This window comes from Maribellus sp. CM-23 (assembly GCF_021354595.1).
Classification (GTDB): domain Bacteria; phylum Bacteroidota; class Bacteroidia; order Bacteroidales; family Prolixibacteraceae; genus Draconibacterium.
In genome coordinates this window covers 224,097-244,613 of the sequence record NZ_JADWYJ010000006.1, presented here as the reverse complement: position 1 = coordinate 244,613, position 20,517 = coordinate 224,097, and the positions used below count along the sequence as shown (strand labels likewise).

Annotated in this window: 14 protein-coding genes; 1 reads left to right on the top strand and 13 read right to left on the bottom strand. The window is 43.9% G+C overall.

All coding sequences use genetic code 11. The features are described from left to right. Positions 1-32: 32 nt before the first annotated feature. From INQ51_RS19735 to INQ51_RS19710, 6 genes are all read right to left on the bottom strand, one after another. A complete protein-coding gene (locus tag INQ51_RS19735) occupies positions 33-491 on the bottom strand; it encodes a hypothetical protein (RefSeq protein WP_233379702.1) in 459 nt (152 codons plus the stop codon). A gap of 232 nt (positions 492-723) precedes the next feature. Then, positions 724-1,905: a TolC family protein gene (locus INQ51_RS19730; RefSeq protein WP_233379700.1), complete on the bottom strand. Its 1,182-nt coding sequence runs from the start codon at positions 1,903-1,905 to the stop codon at positions 724-726. Then, positions 1,902-5,003: an efflux RND transporter permease subunit gene (locus INQ51_RS19725; protein WP_233379698.1), complete on the bottom strand. Its 3,102-nt coding sequence runs from the start codon at positions 5,001-5,003 to the stop codon at positions 1,902-1,904. Before INQ51_RS19725 ends, INQ51_RS19730 begins: the two co-directional genes overlap by 4 nt. Before the next feature lie 11 nt (positions 5,004-5,014). Beyond that, positions 5,015-6,535: an efflux RND transporter periplasmic adaptor subunit gene (locus INQ51_RS19720; protein WP_233379696.1), complete on the bottom strand. Its 1,521-nt coding sequence runs from the start codon at positions 6,533-6,535 to the stop codon at positions 5,015-5,017. 197 nt (positions 6,536-6,732) lie between these two features. Continuing rightward, positions 6,733-7,173 carry a DUF6769 family protein gene (locus tag INQ51_RS19715; protein WP_233379694.1) on the bottom strand — a complete coding sequence of 147 codons (441 nt, stop codon included), beginning with the start codon at positions 7,171-7,173 and terminating at the stop codon, positions 6,733-6,735. Positions 7,174-7,330: 157 nt separating this feature from the next. After that, positions 7,331-8,893, bottom strand: coding sequence for a dipeptidyl-peptidase 3 family protein (locus INQ51_RS19710; RefSeq protein ID WP_233379691.1), 1,563 nt, complete (start codon positions 8,891-8,893; stop codon positions 7,331-7,333). 518 nt (positions 8,894-9,411) lie between these two features. On the opposite strand from INQ51_RS19710, the gene INQ51_RS19705 reads away from it, so the two are divergent. Then, positions 9,412-10,296, top strand: coding sequence for an enoyl-ACP reductase (locus INQ51_RS19705; protein WP_119438567.1), 885 nt, complete (start codon positions 9,412-9,414; stop codon positions 10,294-10,296). Positions 10,297-10,415: 119 nt separating this feature from the next. On the opposite strand, the gene yidC is transcribed toward INQ51_RS19705, so the two are convergent. The 7 genes from yidC to INQ51_RS19670 all read right to left on the bottom strand — a co-directional run bounded on the left by yidC (position 10,416) and on the right by INQ51_RS19670 (position 20,429). Next, entirely contained in the window at positions 10,416-12,359 is a 1,944-nt protein-coding gene (gene yidC, locus INQ51_RS19700; protein ID WP_233379689.1) for a membrane protein insertase YidC, read from the bottom strand. Positions 12,360-12,362: 3 nt separating this feature from the next. Continuing rightward, on the bottom strand, positions 12,363-13,970 hold the full coding sequence (locus INQ51_RS19695; protein WP_233379687.1) for a CTP synthase: 1,608 nt from the start codon (positions 13,968-13,970) through the stop codon (positions 12,363-12,365). Positions 13,971-14,594: 624 nt separating this feature from the next. After that, positions 14,595-15,104 (bottom strand): flavodoxin, encoded by a 510-nt coding sequence (locus INQ51_RS19690; RefSeq protein ID WP_233379685.1) that lies wholly within the window; start codon positions 15,102-15,104, stop codon positions 14,595-14,597. A gap of 12 nt (positions 15,105-15,116) precedes the next feature. Then, positions 15,117-17,168 (bottom strand): thiamine pyrophosphate-dependent enzyme, encoded by a 2,052-nt coding sequence (locus INQ51_RS19685; protein ID WP_233379683.1) that lies wholly within the window; start codon positions 17,166-17,168, stop codon positions 15,117-15,119. A gap of 7 nt (positions 17,169-17,175) precedes the next feature. Next, positions 17,176-18,480 (bottom strand): dihydrolipoamide acetyltransferase family protein, encoded by a 1,305-nt coding sequence (locus INQ51_RS19680; protein WP_233379682.1) that lies wholly within the window; start codon positions 18,478-18,480, stop codon positions 17,176-17,178. A 267-nt stretch (positions 18,481-18,747) separates the two neighbouring features. Continuing rightward, entirely contained in the window at positions 18,748-19,659 is a 912-nt protein-coding gene (locus INQ51_RS19675) for a dihydroorotate dehydrogenase (RefSeq protein WP_233379680.1), read from the bottom strand. Beyond that, positions 19,653-20,429, bottom strand: coding sequence for a dihydroorotate dehydrogenase electron transfer subunit (locus INQ51_RS19670; RefSeq protein ID WP_233379679.1), 777 nt, complete (start codon positions 20,427-20,429; stop codon positions 19,653-19,655). The genes INQ51_RS19675 and INQ51_RS19670 overlap by 7 nt, the downstream gene beginning before the upstream one ends. Between the last annotated feature and the right edge of the window lie 88 nt (positions 20,430-20,517).

The window sequence follows — 20,517 nt, the reverse complement described above, 5'->3', positions numbered from 1 at the left end:
GCCCGCTAAAATGCCGGGCATCAAAAAAAATCTTAAGTCAGCGAAGGGATTTTTAGCTGCTGAATGCTGATCAGAAACTCGAGTGAAGACTCAAGCCTGGGTGGCGGAATGTGAACTTCAGATTCGTTCTCAAACGCTTCTGTATCCGGAAGCAAAGTTTCCGGCACTTCCACCGTACCTATTTGAAGGGGCTGCGGCGTGGAAGCAAGAAATTTCACTCCCTCGTTAATCGCATTGTCCTTTAATTTAAAGAAGTAAATCTCGGGCGACTCACATCCACATTCGCTGTGGTGCCCGTGACAGGTGTTACATTCGTGGCATTCTCCTACGGTACAAACCTGTTCATTTCCATCAGCATCGTGGTTGTGATGGCTGTGAAACTCGGTCTCGCAGGTATCGGGCCGAACAAAAACACTGGTGTACTTCTCGCCCGAACACAAGCAGGTACTGCTATATAAAACATAGCCCGACGAAGATATCAGAAAGATCATCGCCAACAGTACAACCAATATGTTTCGGAAAACTTTCACCGTTGCAAATATAACACAAAAGGTTAATTAGGGTTGTTAACAGCTTGTTAAACGCCCTTTTGTATTCGGTTCCGGCCCAGATCTTAAATGAAAACTCCCCGCAGCAGCGCTGACGAGGAGTCTCGTTTTGTTAAGGATTTCTATTCTTTTGCTGATAATCCCATGGCAAGCCACGAGGAGTTAATTGCTTCAACTACTCTTCGTATTGCATCAATTCTGCCTGGGTTTGGTGCAGATCTTTTTGAATTTCAATCATGTTATTAAAGCTTTCGTAATACACCGTCAGCTCCATAATGTAATCGATCATCGAAATTTCTCCTGCTTCCAGCGCTTTGGCAGCCAGCGTGGTATTGTTGCACAATTCCAATTCCTGCTGATAGTCGCTGAGGCTACTTTGCAATTGCAGACCTTTTGCGTGCAGGGCTTTCAGCGAGTTATAAAACCGGAGTTGGTTGTCCTGCTCAACCGCCCGGGAAACTTCGGTAAGCGCGCGCGCTTCTTTTACTTTATTCTTGCTCTCCCACAGCGGTACCGACACTCCAACAGAAATCCCCTGAAAACGTTCGCCCACCACTTTTTCGCTCATATAACCGGCCTGAAACTTCGGCAATGAGAGGGCTGAGTTCAGCTTTTCGTTTTGTCGGCTTACTTCGGTTTCGAGTTTCAGCCAGGCCAGCACCGGGTTGTTTTGTTCGGCCTGTGCATACCAGCTTTCAAAATCATCAGGAATAATGATCGCCGGAAATTCAGCGAGCTGAAGATCAATCTCTTTTCCACCGTTCAGACGCGTTAATTCTGCCAGCTGCTCCTCGCGGATTACTTGCAGCGCTTCTGCTTTTTTGTTCAGATCGAGCAAGGCCAGACGCGCTTTGTTGTAATCCAGCACATTGGCTTCACCTGTTTCAAATTTCGCCTGAAAAAGATCCACCATTCGACGGGCATTTTCAATCCGCTCAGCATATTCTTTGAGCATCGAATTCAGATAAATCAATTGATTGCAAACCTGGCGGGTGTGCAAGAACAATTCTTTTTGCTGACGTTTGTATTCCAGTAACACCTGCTCGTTTCTTAAATTCGAAATATCGCTTCGGCGGCTGTAAACCGTCGGAAAGTCAAAACCTTGTGTTATGCTGATGTCCGTTCGATTCCCGATTGACGAAGGACTTCCGAACAGGTAATTAAACTCCACTTCGGGATTGGGTAAAAAGAGATCGGTTTTATTCCCGGCTGTCTCCGCATCCACTCTTCGTTTTAAAGCCACCAGCGTGGTGTTGTTCTGCTCCACTTCGCGCAATACCTGGTCAATGCTGGTTTGCGCTCCCGCATCAACAGCCATTACGATAGTTGCCAACACATAGATTATTAGTCGTTTCATTCTTTTTCGTTTTTGATGATTCCACGTTTTCTCAATTCAAAGTACACTATGGGTACCAGGAAAATATTCAGCATGGTGGACGTTAGCAATCCACCAAGGATCACTTTTGCCATCGGACTTTGAATTTCATTTCCAGACACATTTCCGTTCAGAGCCAGCGGAATTAACGCCAAAGCCGCGGTGAGTGCTGTCATTAAAATAGCGTTCAACCGATCTGAAGAACCTTTGATGATCGTCTCTTTCAGGGAGTTGGTACCGTTGTCAAGCTTTTGGTAGTTTGAAATAAGGAGAATGCCGTTTCGGGTGGCAATTCCAAACAGGGTAATAAAACCGATAATGGCAGGAATACTTAGAATTCCCGAGGTGAAATAGATGGAGAATACGCCGCCAATCAGTGCCAGCGGCAGGTTCATCAATATAATTCCAGCCAGTTTAAAGTCTTTAAATTCCTGGTAAAGCAGGAAAAATATCAGCAACACCGCCAAGATTGAAGTCAGCAATAAAGTGCGCGATGCAGCTGCTTCGCTTTCAAACTGTCCGCCGTATTCGATCCGGTACCCTTCGGGCAACTCTATCTCCTGTTCGATGTTGTTTTTAATGTCGGTTACCACTCCGCGTAAGTCCCGCCCGGCTACGTTGGCCGAGATCACCACTTTTCGCTGAACATTTTCGCGCGAGATGGAACTTGGCCCGGCCACCGAAACCACATCGGCCACTTGTTCGAGGGGCACTTTTTTTCCGTTCTCCGTGTCAATCAAAGCCGATTTTATGCCTTCAATGCTTTCGGTAAAATCTTTGTTCAATCGCAAAATCAGGTCAAAACTGCGCTGCCCTTCGTAAATATCGGCTTGCTTCTCGCCCCCAAAAGCCACATCCACAAATCGATTGAATTCCTCCAGCGAAATTCCATATTCGGCGAGTAAATCGCGGTTGGGGCGAATCTGAATCTGGGGAATTTCCACCTGTTGATCGACATTTACATCCACTAGCCCTTCTACATCTGCAATGGTGGCTTTTACTTGGTTTCCGATGGCGAACATTCGATTCAAGTCAGTCCCGAATAGCTTGATCGCAATGTTTGCACGCGTTCCTGAAAGCATGTGGTCGATGCGGTGCCCAAGTGGCTGCCCCACGGTAAAGGCAATCCCCGGAACATGCGCCAGTTTATCCCTGACATCTTCCATAAACTCCTCCGCATTGCGTTTGTCAAGCGTAAATTTCACATCAATCTCGGCACTGTTGGTAGTCTGCGAATGTTCGTCCAGCTCTCCCCTGCCCGTTCTTCGTGCAGTGTGCAGAATTTCGGGCACCAAAAGCAACTCCGTTTCCACCAGGTTGCCAATCTTGTTGCTTTCCTCCAGCGACGTTCCCGGTTTGGTGATGACTGAGATGGTCAGCGATCCTTCGTTAAACGCGGGCAAAAAACTGCGTCCGAATCCGGATAAGGTAACAACAGCTAAAACCAGTATGGCCAAAGTTGAAAAAACAATCACCCGCTTGTGATGAAGCGACCAACTCAGCGCTTTTTCGTAGGCAACAGAAAGCTTTCTCACCAGCCATTTTTCCTTTTCGTTTTTCTTCAGGTACTTTTCGTTGGTAAGTAAAATCTTCGCGAGTAAGGGTGTCAATGTCATAGCAACGATCAATGACACAAATAGCGACACAATAAATGAAATTCCCAGTGGTTTCAACATGCGTCCCTCCATTCCTGTTAAGAAAAAGAGTGGCAAAAAGGCCACCATAATTATCAGCGTTGCATTCAGAATGGAAGCACGGATTTCCTTCGAAGCTTCAAAAACCACATCAAAAGCCGACCGTCTTTTTAACTCGGGTAATTGCTGGTTTTGCCGCAGGCGTTTGTACACGTTTTCCACATCTATAATGGCATCGTCAACCAACGACCCGATCGCAATGGCCATTCCGCCCAAGCTCATGGTATTGATGTTCATTCCCATCAGTTTCAGCACAACAATGGCACCCAGCAGCGACAGCGGAATCGCCAGCAATGAAATGAGCGTAGTTCTGAAACTTCCCAGGAAAAGGAACAGGATGATCACCACGAGGATGCTGCCTTCGATCAAGGCCTTTTGAACGTTGTTTACCGAGGTTTCAATAAAATCGGCCTGCCGAAAAATGCCGGTATCCAATTTTACGTCGGGAGGCAATGTTTTTTGAAGTACTTCCAGGTTGGCCTGAATCCGGTTCGTAACATCGATGGTATTGATATTGGGTTGCTTCGAGATCGAGATAACCACTGCCGGTTTCGCATTTTCAGAGGCATATCCCATTTTTACAGCACTCCCGATCTGAACAGTTGCCACATCGCGCACACGAACCGGTTTTTCGTTGTTGGATTTGATGTACGAATTAGCCAGCGTTTCCAGGTCCGACGACCTTCCGATGCCCCTAACCACGTATTCGTTGCCATACTGGCGCACCACGCTTCCGGTTGAATTCCGGCTCAACGACTGACAGGTTTCTGCCAACTCGCTCATTGAGACTCCGAAATAACCCATCTTATGCGGATCGGCCAATACCTGATACTGTTTGTAATCGCCACCAATGATCGTAACCTGCGAAACTCCGCCGGTAGCCAGTACCAGTGGTTTTACATTCCACTCGGCAATGGTGCGAAGGTCCATCATACTGGTGCTGTCGGCCTGCATCCCGATAAAGAATATCTCGCCCATCACACTCGATTGCGGTGCCAGCATGGGTTGTCCCACTCCCAACGGCATCTGCGACGACACGCTGATCAGTTTCTCGCTCACGATCTGCCGGGCTTTAAAAACATCGGTTCCCCAATCAAATTCAACCCATACAAAGGAAAAACCATAAGCTGAGCTTGACCGCACCCGGCGCACATCGGTGGCACCGTTTACTGCGGTTTCAATTGGAAAAGTTACCAATCTCTCTACTTCTTCCGACGCCATTCCATGTGCATCGGTCATTACCACCACCGTAGGCGCGGTCAGGTCAGGGAACACATCCACATCCATTCGGGAGGCCGTGCGGGTTCCCACCACCACCAGTGCCAACGAGCAAAAGAGGATGAAGTATTTATTGTTAAGTGAAAATCGGATTATATTATTCAACATGATTTCCGGTTTTAATGTACGTGTCCGGCATGTGGGTCAAGCGCCCCGGTTGCCTGCGACAGTTTAATAAACATCGCTCCCTGTGTAACAACTCTCTCGTGCGGAGAAAGTCCTGCTTTTATCTCGGTGGAAAGTCCGTCGGTAGTCCCGGTTTTCACTTCCCGTTTTTCAAATAATTCAGGCGTAAGCTGAACATACACAAAGAAATATCCCTGTTCTTCGAGTAAAGCCGAATTCGGAACTGCCACTTTATTTTCTTCTGAGGCCGTTTTAAGGTACAACTCAACAAAATCACCCGGGATCAACTCCACGGAAGCATCCGTTCTTAAATGCACCGGAACCATGAAGTTTCCCTCACCGGTGCTGTTTCCGGTAGCCATCAATTCTCCGTTCAAATCCTTCAATGCGTAAGATCTATTGCTTCCCATGGTCCGGATTACCGCATCCGAATAATGCTTCATACATTCGCGGTATTTGGGCTGAATTTCAGCGTACAACATATACCCCCGGTTTCGGGTTATGGTGGCCAGTGCCTGCCCAGGTTCTGCGTACTCGCCATTCTTCACCAGCACCTGACGTATGTAACCATTGGCAGGACTTTTTACCCATTCGCCACGATCATTAAAGTTATCCTCCAGGTTCTGGTAAATAATCCGTGCATTTTCGTATTTATTCCGTGCCTCAAGCAACTCCTTCTCCGAAACGATCTTTTCCTTTGCCAACTCCTGTTTGCGCTCGTAATCCAGTTTCGAAGTTTCGTAGTTGTTTTTAGCCTCGGCATACATCACCGCCGAATTATTCACTGCCAGCTGATTTCCGCTAATGCTGAATAAATTTTCGCCGACCGCAACCTTTTTTCCAGCCACCAGATTATGGCTTACAAACTGCACCATTCCGTTTGATTTGGCAGTAAGTGTGATTTCATCCGAAGGAGCTGACTGAACTTGTGCCACGGTTTTTATCACCTGCCCGAAAGGTTCGTTGGCAGGCAGTTCTGTTCTGAAATCAATTTTCCAGGATTGTTCTTTGGTAAAAACGGATGCATTAATACCTGAAATTTCTGCTTCTTCTGCCGCTTCGTGGGCAGCTTCATCGTCCTGATACACCGTAATATTGGGGACTTCCAACCGAAACGTTTCTTCGCCCGATTGAATTTCATAAACCAGCTTTCCGCTTCCGGCAATTTCCGGTTTAAGATTGAAACTGTAAATCCCCGGCCGATCCGTTTCTTCCAATGTCTCGCTCACTTCGCTTGAATTCACTTGCAGTTTAAGCGTAACCCGGGTATTATCGACAGGTTTAAAATTGCTCAGCCACGAAAAATGCGATAACACATTGCTCTCTTCCCCCAAAACAAAAGGGTCGGCTTCAGCAAAACACTCCAGGCTTTCGGAATAACCGGTGTATTGAAATTTTACTTCCTCGTGTTCATGGTCGTGATCGTGATCAGCCTCACTCTCTACTTTCGCGTTTTGTTTGCAGCCCCATGTTAATACGGATAAGGCAGTAATAAAAAATAATATTCGTTTCATTTGTTTATTATTATACTAAGTATTGAAACTGTGATCCAGTATTGGATCTTTTGAAAAATAAGTGCGCATTCATTCTGAAATACAAACCACTAACTGGCTGAATGAGGTTCAAAACCATTTGGTATCGTACATCAAAAAGAAAGCGAAAGACTCCGGTCAGAAATCAGAATAAAAATGTCATTCCAGTTTGCCGGAATTTAGCCGATACAAGGAGGACCTCTTAATCCAAAGGCCTTGCTGGCCAACGAATGATAAATGGGAAGTTGATCGTTGAAAACAATCTCGATAAAGAAACGGGGATTCAAAACCCCTGAATTTTCATTGCCTTCGGGTGCTACAAACGATACATCGCTCAGCAGATCATGCGAACTGACGTGAGCACGGATGTTTTGTTTGATATCTCCGTTAAAAAGCGCAATAATGTGAGAAAGCGTGCAACAGTCAGACTCTTTATCCGGATCATCCGGATGATTTTCTTTGGTGCAGATTCCGCTGCAGCAGGTTTCGGTGTTGCTCTGCTCTGTAACGGTAATGTCGAAACAAAGGTTTTCGCTGTGATGATGATGCGGAATAACGGCATGCACCAGCAAAACCAGGTTTGCCAGAAGAATCAAGAAAGCTGCCAGAATCCGTTTCATCGTGCGAATTTTAGTGCAAGATAAAAAATTTCCGGAACTAGATGTCTTTCAACTTAGTAATTGGTTCCAACAAAAAGCAGTTACACGTGCAACTACAAAAAAATACCTGCCAGGAACTTTTACTGACAGGTATTTCGTTTATGATTTTACTGTTGATTTACAACCCGAGTGCTTCCGGTCCCTGTTCAAAAACGATGTCGCGCGGAATTCCGGCTTCACCAATTCTATCCAGGTCTTTTTGCAAGGCTTCGCGGATGTTCCCTTTTTCGTCGATCATCTTTTTAGCCGTTTCATAGTCTCCATCGCCCTGGATTTTTAGCACCGTTTCAGAAAGTCCGAGCATGGCCTGTTTCATTTTTTCAAAATCAACACGGTAGGTTCCTGTCGTTTCGTCGCGGGTAAAAGCGCCTGTTTCCTGGAAGTAATAAAAACGCATCATGTTGGCTTTTCCATGGGCGCTGGCGGCTCCAAATCTTACCGAACGGAAAATGCCTGCCATAAAAGTCACAAAATTGTCCATCATGTCTTTGTCGCCCAGTTCTCCCATTTCGTTGAGCTGGTAAACGCACCACAAGCCCAGAATATCGGCCTTGTTTTCTTCAATCGAAGTATAGGTTTCTTTCAAGGCCTCGCGCACGGTAGTGCTTTGGTCAACGGTATTTCCCAGCCCCAGCCCGTGAGCTACTTCGTGAAACATGGTATTTTCAAAGAAAGCATCGAATTTAACGTGCGAACGCTGATCTTCGGCAATCAAAAGTTCGGCAATCGGAACCAATATCTTATCAAACTTTGCCTGCATCGAATTTTTTAACTGAAGTTTGCGGCTTCCTTTTGATTCGCGCACCCGCTCGTCGTTGGGCAGGTTAATAGCAATGGTTTTACTTCCCGAGTTGCAGTCGCCGGCATAAAAAACAGCATCGTAAACATTCATATCCGAATCCACACCGGGTGTTTCGTTTTTGTATTTGGGCTCGCATGGCAAAGCTTTTTGAAGGCCCGGTAACAAAGCCGCATATTTTTCAAGCTTAACGCTCCAGTTTTTGTCTTTAATAAGAATGTACGATTCATGCGCTGCTTTGTAGCCATACAACTGGTCTTCGTAGTTTTCAATCGGCCCGATCACAAAATCGATGGTATTGTTTTTCATCTCCATCCAGGCTACATCGCTTTCGTAATACTCATCGGTAAGCAAAGCTTCCGCTCTTTTTTCCAGGTAATTTTTCAAGCCTGGGTCTTCAGCCAGTTCAGCCGCCTGCTTCAACAAAGCCGAAGCCTTATCCACCGGCTCTTTAAAAGCGACGTGATACGGAACAGAATTTAGTTTCCCGTCTTCGCCCCTTTTGATCAGGGTATACAGACTTGTTTTGGTTTCATCTTCCCAGGCATCAAATTCTGCCTTTGTCATATCGGCCGGATAGAAATTGGCCCCTGCAGGCTTGGCTCCAACGCCCGGTAAAAACGGCTCGTTGTTGTGCAATCTTTCCCACGGACCGTAATTGATGCTGATAAATTTCCGGGTGTACTCATCCCAGTCTTTGCCCAGCAATTCTTCTTTATTGCCGTAGGCTTCCTGCCAAAAAATGTCATCCATCATTTTGGCGGCATCAAACAACAGCGGTAGCATTTGTTTTTCTTTTTCTGAAAGAACAGACAAGTCGGTGGTTAACTTAAAAGAGGCAAACTCATCCGCCTTGTTCTTAATTTCCTGGTTCACTTCCATTTTATCTTGTTTTGTTTCCTTTTTAGAGGAGTTTGAACAACTGAATGTTGCCACTGACAACAACAGTATTAGAAAAGTGTTTCTCATATTTCTAGGTTTATGATAAATGATGAAAAATTCCAGTTCAAAGCTATAAAAGATCGAACGAATTACAGCATTTAACGGGCGCTAATGTTCATGAAATACGGATGATTAACAGCATATTCTGTTGCTGCAGGCCTAAACTATTGGGAACAAATCTCCAACAGAAAGAGTATTCTTTATTCACTTTGCAAAGTCTTCACTACTAAGCTGAAACAGAAAATTCACATCTTCAAAATGAGGCGAATGTTAAAAAACAAACGAGCATCTGCGGTTTTTCCCCCATTCGTATAAAACTTAATTTTTGAACAGTTCTGAACAATATTCGGCGCAAACAGTTAATTATAGGCGAGTTTCACACGTAAAAAGTACAATCTTTATTCGTTTTATTTAAACTCAATTAAATTTGCAACTCATTATTTATAATTAAAACCATCATGGGTAATAACTTATTAAAAGGAAAAAGAGGAATTATTTTTGGGGCTCTTAACCCCGATTCCATTGCCTGGAAAGTAGCTGAAAGAGCACACGAAGAAGGTGCCAAAATTACGCTTACCAACACGCCGGTGGCCATCCGGATGGGTGAAACCAATGGACTGGCCGAGAAGTTAAATACCATCGTAATTGGAGCAGATGCTACAAATACAGATGATTTAACCAACCTTTTTAAGGAATCGATGGAATACCTGGGAGGAAAAATTGACTTTGTTCTGCACTCCATCGGAATGTCTCCCAACGTAAGAAAAGAAAGACATTACAGTGATCTGGATTATAACTACCTGGATAAAACGCTGGATGTTTCCGCCATATCTTTCCACAAAGTAATGCAAACCGCCCGGAAACTGGATGCCATCAACGAATGGGGTTCGGTAGTAGCACTGTCGTATGTGGCAGCGCAGCGTACTTTTTACGGTTACAACGACATGGCCGATGCCAAAGCGCTGTTGGAATCGTTTGCGCGTAGCTTTGGTTACATCTACGGACGTGAGCGCCGCGTAAGGGTCAATACCATTTCGCAGTCGCCCACCATCACCACAGCCGGAAACGGAGTGAAAGGTTTTGACCGTCTGCTCGATTTTGCAGAAAGAATGTCGCCGCTGGGTAATGCATCTGCCGCAGAATGTGCCAATTACTGTATTACCTTGTTCTCCGACTTAACCAAAATGGTTACCATGCAGAACCTGTTCCACGACGGCGGTTTCTCGAACATGGGTATGAGTTTAAGAGCACTGGAGCAGTATGAAAAAGGACTTCATCAGGATTGTGCCTGCGGATCAGCCAATGACGATTATCCGTCAGCTGACGAACACCGCTACGATTAAGCAGTTTAAATCACGACATATAGAAAACCGTTCTTCTTCAGAACGGTTTTTTTTGTGCCCGGGTACCAACAAAAACAGCGACATAAATGCCGCTGTTCCTGAATTATCTTATCTCTGAATTATTTTTTGCGTTTCTGCATTTGCTGTTGCTGTTTGGCCATTTCTTCCAAACGCTTCTGAAATCCGGACGCCTTTTTAGCCGGTTTCTTTTTATTGGCAGTCAGCTGTGCCCTGATTTTGTTTTCGTCAACAAACTGACGGATGGCGTAAGTTTGTCCGATCGTAATTACGTTCGCCAGGAAATAGTAATAACTCAATCCTGACGGGTAGCTGTTAAGCAGGAAGAAGAACATCACCGGCATCAAGTACATCATCGTTTTCATACCCGGCATGCCCGGCGTACTTGCTGCCGACTGGCTCAACCTGGTTGAAATGATGGTAGTTATCGTCATCAAAACGGTAAACAAGCTGATGTGATTCCCCATGAAATCTCCGATCAACGGAATATTAAAATTCCAGCTAATGATAGAGTCGTAGGTCGACAGGTCTTTGGCCCACAAAAAGCTTTCTCCTCTTAATTCGATTGAAGTTGGGAAGAAAAAGAACATCGCGAACAAAATCGGCATTTGGAGCACCATTGGCAAACATCCCCCCATCGGGTTTACCCCGGCTTTTCGGTAGAGTGCCATTGTTGCCTGTTGCTTTTCCATGGCCTTTTCAGAACCGCTTCCAAACTTGGCATTAATTTCATCCACTTCAGGCTTTAAAACCTTCATTTTAGCCTGCGACATGTATGATTTGTAAGTGAACGGGAAAAGCACCACTTTAATCAATATGGTCAGGATCAGGATAATCAATCCGAAGTTATCGATGTACTGTCTCAGGAAGTTAAATACCGGAATGATCAGGTATTTGTTTACCGGACGTACAATGGCATATCCCAGATCAATCTGGCTTTCCATATCCAGATCGTACTGTTTCAGCGTTTGGTAGTGGTTTGGACCAAAATAGAACTGCATTCCGATGTCCTCTTTTGGAGACGCATCGTACGGAATGGCAATATCGGCCTTGAAATTGGCCAGGTAATCCTTGTTATCTTCGTAATTGTATTTTTCCTGCTGAACCGATGCGTTCGGGAACGATTCTCCGGCAATAATAGTTGAGCTAAAGAAAAGCTGTTTGAAACCCACCCATTTAACACGGGTAGCCAGTGTTTCCGCGTCCGATTTGTTTTTATTCAGGTTATCTACATCGTCCTCAAAAAATTTGTAGGTCATGTAGGTATAACGGTCTTCACCAAAACGGGAATAATGCTCCTGACGCGGAACATCGTAAGCCCAGATAAAATTCAGGTACGACTGATTGCTGGCGATGTAGTTGTTCATCCCCTCCATTTTTACGTCGAAACCAACCATAAACGAGTTGTGTTCCAGCGTGTAAACATATTCGATGAACTTGCCAGGCTCGGGCTCTAATCTAAACGTAACCGATTCTTTTCCGCCCGGATGCTCCCGGTTGTACTTCATTTTTCCTTCGTTACCCTTTTTTACATCGGGGCCGCTCACTACCACATTCCGTATTCCACCCACCTGCTGGAAAAATAGCTGATCGGTTTCAACACTTCTGTTCTGCGCAAAAAAGTTAAGGCCAAACTTGGTTTCGGGCCCGTCGAACAAAACCAGTGCTGTAGAATCGTACCGACTGTAATCTTTTAACTCAACCGAGTAAATACGCCCTCCCTTGTTAGAGAAAGTGATCTTCATCCGGTCGTTTTCAAGTGTCGAAAATTCTTCTTCCCCAATGGCCTGGGTCCCAAAAATTCCGAACTCGTCTATTTTTTGTTTCTGAATGATGGAGTCGCCTCCCATCGCCACTTGCTGACTGGCAGACTGTTCGGCCAGAAACTTTTGTTGTTCGAGCGCCCGCTGCGCTTCAACTTGTTCAATGGAATCGCGTCGGATCTTTGCCGCTTCAATTTCTTCTTCGGAAGGTTGGTTGATGTACGAAAACACCACCAAAATCAAAAAAATAAGAACGATTCCAATTATCGATTTTTTATCCATCTTCTATTTTTCAACTATTGCATTTTTAATGAAATCAACAAACAGAGGGTGAGGATTAAGCACCGTACTGCGGTATTCAGGATGAAACTGTACACCTACAAACCACTTGTGCCCCGGTATTTCCATAATTTCAACCAAATCAGTCTCCGGGTTTACGCCCACCGGTACCATGCCTCCGTCAATAAATTGCTGACGGTAAGTATCGTTAAACTCGTAACGGTGACGGTGACGTTCGTAAACAGTAAGTTTATTGTAAGCCGAGCAAACATGAGAATCTTTATCTACAATCCGACATTCATAGGCTCCCAAACGCATGGTTCCACCGTAATGGGTGATGCCTTTTTGTTCTTCCATCAGGTCGATAACCGGATACTGGGTTTTCGGGTTCATTTCTGATGAATCCGCACCTTCCAGCTTCAGAACATTCCGGGCAAACTCAATCACTGCCACCTGCATTCCGAGACAAATTCCAAAAAACGGAACATTGTTTTCGCGGGCATACTGGCAAGCTACAATCTTGCCTTTCATTCCGCGGTGACCAAATCCTGGGGCAATGATTATCCCGTTTAAATGTGACAGACGTTCTGCAACATTCTCACTATTAATTTCTTCTGAATGAATCCAGTTTAACTTAACCTTGCAGTGATTTTCAGCTCCTGCGTGTGTAATCGCCTCTGCAATTGATTTGTATGCGTCGTGAAGTTCAACATATTTTCCAACCAGCCCAATTTCAACTTCGCGCGTTGGGTTCTTATGTTTTAATAGGAAATTATTCCATGCTGACAGATCAATGTCTTCTTTAATGGCCAAATCCAGTTTCTTTAAAACTGTTATATCCAGTTTTTCCTCCAGCATTTTCAGCGGAACCTCGTAAATCGTTGGTACATTAACCGACTGAATTACTGACTCCAAACCTACATTACAGAAAAGTGCCACTTTTTTGCGCACTGCAAGGTCAATGTCATGCTCGGTTCTAAGCACCAGAATATCAGGTTGAACTCCTGTTTCCAGCAGCATTTTTACCGAATGCTGTGTAGGTTTTGTTTTTAACTCGCCGGTTGCGGCCAAAAACGGAACCAGTGTCAAATGTATCACGATTGCTTTGTTGCCCAATTCCCATTTTAACTGACGAACAGCCTCAATGTAAGGAAGAGATTCGATATCGCCTACCGTGCCACCAATTTCTGTAATAACAATATCGTAATTCCCTTTCGACCCCAGAATTTTTATCCGGCGTTTGATCTCGTCCGTAATATGTGGAATGATCTGTACTGTTTTTCCAAGATAATCACCCCGTCTTTCTTTCTCAATAACAGACTGATAGATTCTCCCGGTGGTAACATTGTTGGCCTGGGAAGTTGCTTCGTTCAAAAAGCGCTCGTAATGGCCAAGGTCCAGGTCGGTTTCGGCACCGTCTTCGGTTACGAAACATTCTCCGTGTTCATACGGATTCAGTGTTCCCGGATCTACATTAATATAAGGGTCGAGTTTTTGGATCGTAACATTGTATCCCCTCGACTGAAGTAACTTAGCCAGCGAAGCAGCTAATATTCCTTTTCCAAGCGATGAAGTAACTCCACCGGTAACGAATATGTATCTTGTTTCAGGCACGGTAAAAACTTTAATTATTTGAAGCCACAAAATTAATCAATTAAAGCTAACCGAAAACTTTAGTAAAGCGATTTTAGCTTATATCGCAAATAGTTAATAACAAACCTTTTTTAACAAGCCATTCTATTTAACAATAATTAAACTGATTTCCTTCGCATATTTAGATCGCAACGAGCAGGTGCTCGAAAATTTGGAATTTACTTCAATCGTGTGTTTAGGCTCCAAATAATATCTGTATTTGATAAAGACCGGAACTTTGTGGAAGCTAATTTCACAAATGTATTCACATATGTAAATCAACCAACTACCTATCCCAAAGACAATCGAACGCTATCTATCAATAACTTACAATAACAAACACTTAATCGCAGAATAAATCAAAATGCCATACTGACATGTTGTCGGTTCAATAAATTACATTTGTAACTAGAATTTACAGGAATCACTTATGAGGAAAAATCATTTGCCCAGCAATAAGCAAAGGAAGACGGGAGTCAACTAATCTGCTGATAAAGAATTTGTCACGCATTCAGCCTTGGTCACATTTTCTTTTAACTAAAAAAAGGCCATCCGTCCGTCAATTGACGTACAGACAGCCTTCGCGATTGCAAATAGAAAATTCTTTTAATTAAAGAATTCCTCTTTTAGTTTTTCCACCCACTTGCCGACTCTGTCTTTGGTTAAACGTGCCTGGTTTTCCTGATCAAGCGGAAGACCAATAAATTTATCGCCACGTTGTGCCCTGGATGCTTCGTAGGTGTAACCTTCCACCGAAGTCTGTCCTACTATTTTTGCTCCGCATCCTTCCAGAATATCGGCCAAAAGACCGATTGCATCGCAGAAATTTTCAGGATATCCCTTCTGATCTCCCAATCCAAAAATGGCAAAGGATTTCTTTGAAAGATCCATTTCTTCCAGATCCGGAACAAATTCATCCCAGTAATTGGGCAACTCCCCGTCGAACCAGGTGGGTGCACTTAAAATAAAGTGATCGTATTTTTCAATGATTTCTTTAGTCAACTCTTCTGCGTTCACCGCTTCCAGTTTGTCTTTTCCAAAAGCTTCCGTAATCTTCTCGGCAACTTTTTTAGACTTTTGCGTGTGAAAGCTATATATAATCGCTGTTTTGCTCATGATTCAAAGATTTTAGTATTCAATTAATTCTTTTGCAGCATCGTAAATTCTCTGCACATTTGGCAACACGGCACGTTCCAGTATACGGTTGAAACCTACAGGAGTATAGGTAGATCCCACTCGTTTAACCGGAGCATCGAGGTACTCAAATGCTTTTTCATTCAAAATAGCGCTTAATTCGCCACCAAATCCACCAAATACTTTGTCTTCGTGAACAACCAGCACTTTATTTGTCTTTTTAACTGAATTAAGAATGGCTTCTTCATCCAGAGGAACCAACGAACGTAAATCAATCACCTCCACATTTGCCAAACCTTCTACGGCCAGCTTGTTGGCTGCATCGAGACTTAAATGTGTGGTGTTTCCGTAGGTAATAATGGTAAGGTCTGTACCTTCTCTTCTCACGCGGGCTTTTCCAAACGGCACTTCAAAATCATCCGGTACAGCCGTGGCTGCTTTAGGATCCTGATACAATGCCTTTGGCTCCATAAACATGGTTAGCCCTTTTGAACGCAAAGATGTACGCAAAAGACCTGCTGCATCATCAGCAAACGAAGGATACACAATACGCACTCCCGGAATGGCAGCCAACGAACCTTCGATGTTTTGTGAGTGATACATTCCTCCTCCGATATAACCACCGGAAGCTAAGCGAATGGTGATATTCGGCGAAAATTTTCCGTTCGATCGCCAGTAATCGTGGCTGGTATCAACGTATTGCTCCATGGCAGGCCAGAAATAGTCAGCAAACTCGGCTCCTTCAACAACCACGCGGATTTTTTCGTCGTAACGCGACATTCCGTTGGCAGTTCCCAGGATAAAATCTTCGGCAATTGGTCCGTTAAATACACGTTTTTCGCCAAATTCCTGCTGCATCCCTTTTGATACGTTGAAAATACCACCTTTGTCCTTGTTGGCCATATCCTGCCCCCAGATAAAGGTATCCGGATTTTCTCTGAACTCAGCTTTTAAGGTTTCATTCAGCGCAGTAATGAGCTTCTTCTTTTCACCTTCTTGGCTGTGTAATCCTTCCGGGTATTTTTCAGAAACCATCGGCTCCGCAAACACAAAATCATGTATTGATTCAGGTGCCGGATCCGGAGCTGCCATTGCCGCTTTGTGTGCAGCCTTGATTACGGCTTTGGTATCGGCCTCAATGGCTTGTAATTCTTCTTCAGTAAAACGATTGTAACGCAACAATAACCTTCTGAATTTTCCCAGCGGGTCGTATTCGGTCACATAGTTTCTTTCAGCGTCAGAACGATAGAGAAGATGATCATCAGAATTTGAGTGTGACCCCATTCGCACGCAATTGGCCTGCAAAATAACGGGTTTGCTTTCTTCAATGGCAAAACGCTTGGCTTCCGCCATTGCATTCATTGAATCGAACACATCTTTCCCGTTACAATGAATAATCCGGGTATTTTTGAACCCTGAAAAGTTATTGGCAACTTTCCGCTGAGCTGTCTGGTCTTTCTTCGGAACAGAAATTCCATATCCGTTATCCTGGAAAACAAATACAACCGGCAATTCCTCTTTATCAGCCCCGGTTATTGCTTCGTAAACATAACCTTCGCTAACCGATGATTCTCCCTGGCTACTGATTGAAACCACCTTTTCGTCGTAGTATTTAATAGCACGGGCAACCCCTACTGCATGAAGCGTGTGGTTTCCGGTAGCCGACGAAACACTGTGAATGTTCCATTCAGGCTTTGCCAGGTGGTTCGACATATGGCGTCCGCCACTTGACGGGTCAGTAGCCTTTGAAATACCATTCAAAATTATTTCTTCGGCTGTCATTCCACACGAGAGTGCGGTCAGCATATCGCGGTAATACGGGAAAATATGGTCTTTATTTTTCTCGAAATGCTGCCCGATGGCCAACTGAATACCATCGTGCCCTGCATAAGGCGCATGATATGACCAACCAATCGCCTGTTTCAGGTAATTGGGGGCTTTTTCGTCAATTGCGCGCCCAACAGTAAGTAAACGGTACCATTTCTCCAGCGTTTCTTTTGGAGTTGTTTTGATCGTATAAAGCTTTGGTACTTTTAAATCCTTCATAATAAAATTAAATTGCGCGGTTTGTATCAAAATTTTCTAAAATATCAGCTATTCGGCGCAGAAATGCTCCGCCCAAAGCGCCATCAACTATGCGATGGTCGTACGATAACGACAGAAACATTTTGTGGCGGATTGCAATTACATCGCCGGTTGGAGTTTCCAGAACAGCTGGTTTTTTCTCAATAATACCTGTGGCCAGAATGGCTACCTGTGGTTGGTTGATAATGGGTGTTCCGATGATATTTCCAAAGGAACCAAAGTTGGTTATGGTGAAGGTTCCTCCCTGAATTTCAGCAGGATCGAGTTTATTGGTGCGTGCAGCGTTTGCCAAACGGTTTAACTCTTTGGTAATACCAATCAGGTTGCGTTGTTCAGCATTTTTAATTACCGGAACAATCAGGTTTCCATCTGGTTTTGCTACTGCTATACCAACATTTATATCTTTTTTAAGGATGATTCTGTCGCCGTCAACCGAAGAGTTTACCATCGGAAATTCGGCCAAAGCCATTGCGACTGCTTCTGTAAATACAGGCATGAAAGTGATCTTTTCACCGTATTTTTGTTCGAAGGCATCCTTGTTTTTCTTTCTCCAGAGCACCAATTCGGTCACATCAGCTTCAACAATTGAAGTTACGTGAGGCGAAACCTGTTTCGACATCACCATGTGGTCAGCAATCAACTTCCGGACACGATCCATCTCAATTACCTGATCGCCTGCTCCGACAGAAACCGGCATTGGAGCCTTTCTTTCAACGGCAGGAGCAGCTTTTGGAGCTGAAGACTGTACTGAAGGAGCCGTTTTTGGTGCTGGTTCCGTCCCTTTGTTCTCCAGGTAAGCCAGAATATCTTTTTTCTGAACACGTCCGCTAGCACCTGATCCTTCAATGGATTCCAGTTCTTCCAGTGAAACATTCTCCTGTTTTGCGATTGTCTTCACCAGAGGAGAATAAAAACGATTGGACAATTTACGGCTGTCATCTACCGAGCTTTCTTTTGCTTCATCCTGAGCTTCAGCTTTTTCAGCTTTTGCTTCAACGGGAGCGGCTTCTTCCGACGATTCTTCCACTTCACCGTCTAAACTAATAACAGCGAGAACTTCCCCCACAGCAACAAGGCTGTCTTCGGGATATAAGATCTTGGTAACAACTCCGTCAACCGGAGAGGGAATTTCAGAGTCCACTTTGTCGGTGGCCACTTCAAATAACATGTCGTCTTCTTCGATTGTATCTCCCTCTTTTACAAACCATTTGGTGATTGTTCCTTCCTGGATACTTTCACCTAACTTGGGCATTACGATGTTAAAGCTTGCCATACTATTAGATTCTTTAATTATTTTATTTTGCTATTTGCAGTTACTATAACGAATTTAAAATTGAAATGTTCACATTGCAATTTTAATTCGACGCAAAAATATAACTAATAGAAGGTCTACCCTAAAACAAGCCGATAAAAAACACTAAAAAGTATTTATCTGTTATAGATTTTATTGAAGAAGATAACCGTGAATACAATTATCCCTATTGGAAACAAATCAAAATGACTATTTCAAAGCGCTAAAAAACAAATGTAATTCACTTCATTACATTTGTAAGCAATCAATTAAATCATTCACTGACTGCATCTTATGATGTAGCATATAATCTTCCAACTCTTTGATGATCTGAACGGGAAGTGTTGGGTCTTTAAAAACTGCGGTACCTATCTGAACAACAGATGCACCGGCCAGCATAAATTCAATGGCATCGGCAGCATTCATAATTCCCCCCATTCCAACTACCGGTATCTTTACTGCATTGGCCACCTGCCATACCATCCGAAGTGCGATCGGTTTAATGGCCGGCCCGGATAAACCGCCGGTGATGGTTGATAGTTTTGGCTTTCTGGTTTCGGCATCAATTGCCATTCCCAGAAAAGTATTTACCAGAGAAACTGCATCGGCGCCCTGACCTTCTACAGCCCGGGCTATTTCACTGATATCCGTAACATTTGGCGACAGTTTCACGATCAGGGTTTTATCATAAACCTTCCGGACTTCCCGCGTAACCATCTCTGCTCCCGGGCAACTTACCCCAAAAGCCATCCCACCTTCTTTTACATTGGGACACGAGATGTTTAATTCAATGCCACGAATCTTGTCCAGTTCATTTACTTTCTCGGTCAAAGCAATGTAATCTTCTACCGTAGAACCGTTAACATTAATAATCAACTGTGTATCGTAATCTTTTATTTCAGGGTAAATGTTTTCGATAAAATAGTCGATGCCCTTGTTTTGCAGACCAACAGCATTTAACATTCCGGAAGGAGTCTCAGCCATGCGGGGATACTCGTTGCCATCCCTGTTTTTAAGCGTACTGCCTTTTAAAAAGAACCCGCCTACTATTGCAGGGTCAAAGAAATCGGCCATTTCGCGTGCGAAACCACAAGTACCAGACGCCAGGGTAATTGGATTTTTAAATTCCAGATCGTGGACTTTTACTTTTAAATCTACCATTTCAACTCATTAATATTAAATACCGGTCCATCAGTACAAACACACAAATTTCCTTTATTGGTGGGCTCAATACAGCACAGGCACACACCAAAGCCGCAAGCCATCAGGTTTTCAAGCGAAACTTCACAAAAAACACCGGCAGCTTTGGCAACTTTTGCAATGGCACGCATCATTCCGTCTGGTCCGCATGCGTATATTTTGTCGTATTTGGTAAGATCATTTATAAAAACCGAATGTTGCGTCACAAAACCTTTTTCACCCAATGAACCATCCTCTGTAGCATAATGAAGGTTGGCGTATTTCGAGTAAGATTCAACATCAATGTGGTCTTCTTTGGTCCGAGCACCCAGCAAAATATCAACCTGTGTTTTATCTAAACCTGATTCTTTTGCCAAAAACAACATCGGAGCAACTCCACTTCCACCGCCAATCAATAAAACCTTGTCAGTTGAAGACGGATAAGTAAAACTTTTTCCTAGCGGATACACCAGGCTTACATTTCTACCCGGCTCTATCTCGGTCAGTTTTTTTGATCCTCTTCCAAGAATTTTTACAATCATCGAGATAGTATTATCGTTGTAATCTACCTCGAAAACGGAAAAAGGTCTACGGAGAAATATCTCTTTTGAATCGTTAATCTCCACATTTACAAACTGCCCGGGAAGAATATTTGGTAATACAGAATTGCTCTTTACTTTAATCAGAAAATTGGTAGCATTCAGAGGTTTATTATCGACTACCACAAAATCAGCTACAAATTTTTTTGCCATGCGTTTAAATTTGCGCACAAAGATAATAGATTATTTCTGCTTGAATGCAATAAAAAAGACCGTATGAAACGGCCTTATATGAGAAACT

Bases quoted from the DNA above. Each gene is read 5' to 3' on its own strand.
- INQ51_RS19735 (WP_233379702.1), bottom strand. From the start codon at position 491: ATGATCTTTCTGATATCTTCGTCGGGCTATGTTTTATATAGCAGTACC.
- INQ51_RS19730 (WP_233379700.1), bottom strand. From the start codon at position 1,905: ATGAAACGACTAATAATCTATGTGTTGGCAACTATCGTAATGGCTGTT.
- INQ51_RS19725 (WP_233379698.1), bottom strand. From the start codon at position 5,003: ATGTTGAATAATATAATCCGATTTTCACTTAACAATAAATACTTCATC.
- INQ51_RS19720 (WP_233379696.1), bottom strand. From the start codon at position 6,535: ATGAAACGAATATTATTTTTTATTACTGCCTTATCCGTATTAACATGG.
- INQ51_RS19715 (WP_233379694.1), bottom strand. From the start codon at position 7,173: ATGAAACGGATTCTGGCAGCTTTCTTGATTCTTCTGGCAAACCTGGTT.
- INQ51_RS19710 (WP_233379691.1), bottom strand. From the start codon at position 8,893: ATGGAAGTGAACCAGGAAATTAAGAACAAGGCGGATGAGTTTGCCTCT.
- INQ51_RS19705 (WP_119438567.1), top strand. From the start codon at position 9,412: ATGGGTAATAACTTATTAAAAGGAAAAAGAGGAATTATTTTTGGGGCT.
- yidC (WP_233379689.1), bottom strand. From the start codon at position 12,359: ATGGATAAAAAATCGATAATTGGAATCGTTCTTATTTTTTTGATTTTG.
- INQ51_RS19690 (WP_233379685.1), bottom strand. From the start codon at position 15,104: ATGAGCAAAACAGCGATTATATATAGCTTTCACACGCAAAAGTCTAAA.
- INQ51_RS19685 (WP_233379683.1), bottom strand. From the start codon at position 17,168: ATGAAGGATTTAAAAGTACCAAAGCTTTATACGATCAAAACAACTCCA.
- INQ51_RS19680 (WP_233379682.1), bottom strand. From the start codon at position 18,480: ATGGCAAGCTTTAACATCGTAATGCCCAAGTTAGGTGAAAGTATCCAG.
- INQ51_RS19675 (WP_233379680.1), bottom strand. From the start codon at position 19,659: ATGGTAGATTTAAAAGTAAAAGTCCACGATCTGGAATTTAAAAATCCA.
- INQ51_RS19670 (WP_233379679.1), bottom strand. From the start codon at position 20,429: ATGGCAAAAAAATTTGTAGCTGATTTTGTGGTAGTCGATAATAAACCT.